Raw genomic sequence first — 5,473 nt, 5'->3', positions numbered from 1 at the left:
AATGGTTGCTCCGAATAGTGGAGTGTCGCCGCGTACGAACATAATTTTGCTCTTTGGGGCTAAATGGCATATACGATCACAAGTCTTACATTTACTTTAATACGAAACTGACTTGCACCCTAATACTCACTATTCACCAAGGCTAAATTTATACAATGTAATTTTTACAACTAACTGGATATCAGGAAAGCAGTGTAGTAGTCAATACCCAATTATAAAGCTTCATACTATCTTTACATAAAGATACATATATTGTGATCGCATAAACAAATACCTGAAGTTTGCTAAATTACTTATAAGATGGGAGTAAAGTTACCTGATACCAATTTTTTTTATGAAGCCACATCTCTTGTCCAACATATTAAGGTATCGTGGTTGTTATACCTTGATTTTACTGAGATAGACCCAATTTTTATTTATTTTTACTCGACACCTGATACGTCTTTAAAATAAATTCATAATATGATAAAATGTTGTAACAATACGAACATCTGTGATAGCATTCAGGTGTTCTGTCTTCGGCGTTTGTCTGATGCGAATTATGTCATGAAAAAATGACTTACTAGCTTTATCTCATGACATGATGCGAGTTTACTTCTAGTACTACGTCAAGTTAATTTTGAGGGATGGTGTTCGCCGCTTTGGATTTACCCTTTCCCCTTTACCCGTCAATTGAAAATTGACATGCTACTAGTACGTGAAGTCAAGAGTAGTCGAGGTAGCGTAACCGTGTCCCGGCTGCGATCGACAACCGTAATGAGACTGAATAAAAACTAACCCTCGGTACAATTATTCTATCGGCAGAGAGTTTGTTCGTGTTCCCTACAACCCGAGAAAAATATGGGCAGGGTGCTTTACTAATCTACCAATCGCAACTGATTAGGGTATTACACTTGACGTGAATTGAAAGTAACTTTTACTGCTTGTTTTGATATTTGCCCAACATAAGGCTGGCAATCCCTATCCTCTATTCATGTCAAATGTGCATTAGTAAATAAAAAAGAAACAATGTCGTTTACAACGACTAAGATTAGTCCTACGGAAAACATCACCTCTTTCAAAAAGACTAGCTTACTGAAGCTCCTACGTAGTTTACCAGTATTACTGCTATCAGCAGATTGTCTGGGCTTATTAGTTTGTATAGAAATAACCTTGGTATTACGATTAGAACGAATCATCAATCCCTTCGAACCTGTAGTCCTTGGATTCTCTTGCTTAGTATTAATGGGACTATATTTAGCTGATGCTTACCACCCAGAAAATCAAATTGCAGGTTTACGGGCTCCATATCGGGTTATGCTTAGCATGGGATTGGTTGCGGTATTTACTTCTGCATTGATTTATATTTCTGGTACCTGGTTTAATCAATATCTCACAGGACGAGGAATTCTACTGCCAACTTTAGGAATATTTACAATCTGGGCGGTTGCTTTGCGTGTTCTTGCGGCACAATGGTTGCGATCGCAAGCTAAAAAAACCAGTTGGTTAATGCTAGGTACGGATGAAAATTCGATCAAATTTACCCAACAATTGCTGATAAAGAGAGGACTGGGAAAATTATTTGTCCTGTCTGATGAAGAAAACCCAACCTATTCCCAGTACGATCAGATAAATAGCATAGGTAGAGTCGATGACTTATCAAACTGGAGTCAAAATTCTTGGTCTATAGTAATAGTATCTGAGAGTATACAACTTTCTGAATCACAAATGCAGTTGTTAAGACAAATGCGCTTGCGAGGAATTCCGGTTTATAAAGTTCCAGATATGTATGAAGCTTTATGCTACAAACTACCTTCATCTCTTTTGCATGATCGATGGTTTGCATTTAGTAATGGTTTTTGTTTGATACCCGGTGATTTCAACATAAAAGTCAAGAAACTAATAGATATTATCTTGGCAGGATTATTATTTCTGTGCCTATCTCCATTTATGCTTCTAGTTGCCATAGTAATTAAATTGGATAGTCCTGGCCCAGTATTCTATAGTCAAATGCGGACAGGGTTAAATAATAAACCATTTAGGGTGTATAAGTTCCGCTCTATGTATCAAGATGCAGAAAAACGAGGAGCACAATGGGCAGGGGAAAAAGACCCTCGTATCACTAGAGTAGGACGTTGGTTGCGTTTAGCTCGGATTGACGAATTACCCCAAATATGGAATGTAATACGAGGAGATATGAGTTTAATCGGACCTCGTCCAGAAAGACCAGAATTTGATGCTAATCTCCAGCAAGAAATCCCCTATTATCAATGTCGTTATATGGTCAGACCAGGAATTACCGGTTGGGCGCAGGTAATGTATCCCTATGGTGCGTCGGTAGAGGATGCTTATGAAAAACTATCTTATGACCTCTATTACATCAAGAATTATTCTATATGGTTGGATTTAGCGATCGCTTTTAAAACTATCCGAGTTGTTCTATTAGGTAAAGGTCGATGAAAAAAGTTTTGGTGACTGGATGAGGAAGCTACATTGGCTCCCATATAGTCCATCAACTAGGAGAAGCTGGTGATGACTTTAATAACCTTAATAAAAATTCCTAACCAAGGGCTAGGAATCTGTGACAAAATTAACAATTAATGACTTGATAATTTCAATTTCTAAATTGTCGTCACAGTAATAAAGTCTTCTGAGCTGATTAAACTGCTATCTACATTATTGAGGATAGCTAGAACATCATTCGTCCCACGAACTCGAATGCGAGTATCATCACCTATTTGAGTAATTTCTAACTGTCCAAAACTTAATCCCTCTGTGAGACCTAAGGTATCTACACCATCTTCATAATCAAAAATAGTGTCTTTACCTTGACCAGTTGTGAAAATAAATAGGTCATTTCCACTATTACCTCGTAAACTATCTCGACCGAGTCCTCCAATCAAGATGTCGTTACCATCACCCCCTAAGAGGCTATCTTGACCAGCTCCTCCATTAAGAAAGTCATCACCCAAGTCACCAATTAAGGTGTCCTACCATCAGCACCTGCAATAGTGTCATTGCCACTGCCCCCAATAATATCATCATTACCAATGCCACCGTTAATACTATCGTTATTAGCCTTCCCGAAGATGGTATCAGCTCCATTACCACCGTTGATGGTATCATCCCCACTACCACCGTTGATAGTATCTTGACCGTTATCACCGTTAATAATGTCGTTATCGGCTTCCCCGAAAATGCGATCAGCGCCATTACCACCGTTGATGGTATCATCCCCAGTACCACCGTTGATAGTATCTTGACCATTATCACCGTTAATAGCGTCGTTATCGGCTTCCCCGAAAATGCGATCAGCGCCATTACCACCGTTGATGGTATCATCCCCAGTACCACCTTCAATGGTGTCGCTACCATTAAGACCTAAGATAATATCAGCATCACTAGTACCTGTAAGAGCTTCACTGCGGTTTGTGCCAGTAATTTCGTTGATCTGCTGGGTAATGGTGAAACGAGCAACAATTGGATCATGGTCACTAGCCCGTGAGGAGGTTGCAGCGAACTCAGAGTTAACATGAACAATATCAACCTCAGCATTTTCTACTAAGCTATCACTAACCAAAATATGGTCAAGCTGTTGAGAGTTACCCTGAAAATTAAAGCTATAGCGCTCATCTTCAGGGATATTATTAGTTAGGTTAGTGAGAATTGCACCATCACCAGCAGCTGTATCTTGCCCTCCATTAGTACTGACTGTGGTTCCCTCCAAAATATCTAGGGAAGAAACAAACTCAAACTCGTTGAAGTCCCCAAGAACAACAATATTGGCATCGGCATCATTAGCAAGGGTATCATCAACAAAATTGTTAACAGCTTGGGCTTGCTCTCTACGCTCATCTAGGGAGCCATTAACTGTGGTATCTTCTTGACGGGCGGTAAAGTCTTGCTCAACTCCCAGAATTGGGGCGCTACCACTCTTAGAAGAAGAGTGATTGTTGACAACTGTTACTTCCTCACCATTAAACTCAAAGGTAGCAGCCAGAGGTAAACGAGCATCGTTGAATACCTCACCTGCATCTTGACTACCAATTGCTTGTACTGAACCATCAACTAAGCTGACTCGCTCAGGGTTATAGAGGTAAGCAGTACGGATATTCCCACCAGGTTGTCCACCGCTCTCATTATCAGTAATAAAGGTGTTGTCAATGAATTCATAGGTAGGACCACCTGCTGCGACGATCGCATCTATTAATAACTGTAGGGTTTGGTCAGCAGCAATAGTACCATCATCTACAGAACCACTGTTGTCCTGAATCTCTTGCAAACCAATAATATCAGGATTATTTAGGTTGTTAACAATTTGTTGAGCGATCGCATCAAAACGACCATCGGCAATATCACTATCGCCATCGTCATCATTTGGATCTAGGTTGAGGACATTGTAGGTGGCAATAGTTAATTGGTCAGTATTATTATTTAGATTAGTAGATTCTGGTTGTAAACTTGCAGACTGAATATTTGCTGTGAAGTCTTCCGTGGGTATGATCTCAAAGTTACCAAAACTGTAGCTCACAACACCAGTAACATCACCCAATGAGTCACCAGTATTTATATTAGAGGAGTCAATGTCCAAGATGTCGGAATCTGGATCTATTTGTATCTTCTCTGGGTTAAAGTCATTGGGGTTGATGTTCAGGGTGCCGCGATCGCTAATTCCTGTGGCATTGTCACCATTATCAATCACGGCGAAAGTTTCCCCAAATCGGTTGGTTCCAGAAACTGCCACAAGATTCTTAGCTGTAACAAGCATCCCTTCTATAGACTCGAAGAAGTCAATCCCATCATTAACGGGGTCGAACTCACCAAAGGCATCATCATCAATATTCTCAGATGGAGGAACACGACCCCCTTCACCAATAATGGTTGCATCAGGTAGAGTATTTCCAGTGGAGAGAGTAGTGATAGTCAGGCTACCGCTAATCTGAGTAGTAGAAAGATTACCAGTGTCAACACCACCAGGGGTAAACTCGGAAACAGTTCCTTCAACTTGTAACTCGTCTCCCACATTCACACCAGGAGCACTATTTGTAAACACAAAGATGGCATCAGAAGTTGCAATATCACCATCACCTGTGGAGTCTTGCAGGTAAAATCCATTGCTATCAACAGCAGTAACAATTCCCGTTGTCCTGACTACCTGATCAACCAAAGCCGAAGTATGTCCTGCCCCTTGAATCTCATAGATGGCAGCTAAGGTTACAGTTACAGTCGGGTTTTCTGTGCCGGGGGTTGGTGTTTTTGCCTCAAAACTATCAGTATTGCCAGCACCACCTTCACCATTGGGAATTCGCTGGATAGAGTCATTCGCACTACCGTTAGCACCACTAGCTTCGTTTACTTGGGATTGACCTGAATTTAATAGAGATGATAATCCAGCATCATCGGCATCATTGGTATCATAAACAACTGCATCTATTAAGTTAGTAGTTGTAACTGCTGTGCCATTGGGGAAGTCCGTAGCGTTTCCGACATAGCT

At 40.6% G+C, this 5,473-nt stretch carries 3 protein-coding genes; 1 reads left to right on the top strand and 2 read right to left on the bottom strand.

Going from position 1 to position 5,473, the window contains the following annotated elements; translation table 11 throughout:
• Positions 1–1,008 precede the first annotated feature (1,008 nt).
• Positions 1,009–2,439, top strand: coding sequence for a sugar transferase (locus tag CALSC_RS05605; protein WP_088240415.1), 1,431 nt, complete (start codon positions 1,009–1,011; stop codon positions 2,437–2,439).
• 161 nt (positions 2,440–2,600) lie between these two features.
• On the opposite strand, the gene CALSC_RS05600 is transcribed toward CALSC_RS05605, so the two are convergent.
• Positions 2,601–2,951 (bottom strand): calcium-binding protein, encoded by a 351-nt coding sequence (locus tag CALSC_RS05600; protein WP_088240414.1) that lies wholly within the window; start codon positions 2,949–2,951, stop codon positions 2,601–2,603.
• Between the two features lie 8 nt (positions 2,952–2,959).
• Positions 2,960–5,473 (bottom strand): endonuclease/exonuclease/phosphatase family protein (locus CALSC_RS05595; protein ID WP_143288163.1); only part of this gene is annotated, 2,514 nt, incomplete at its 5' end.

Origin of the sequence: Calothrix rhizosoleniae SC01, from assembly GCF_900185595.1 — a bacterium.
Lineage (GTDB): Bacteria > Cyanobacteriota > Cyanobacteriia > Cyanobacteriales > Nostocaceae > Calothrix_A > Calothrix_A rhizosoleniae.
This window is presented reverse-complemented; position numbering and strand designations above follow the sequence as displayed.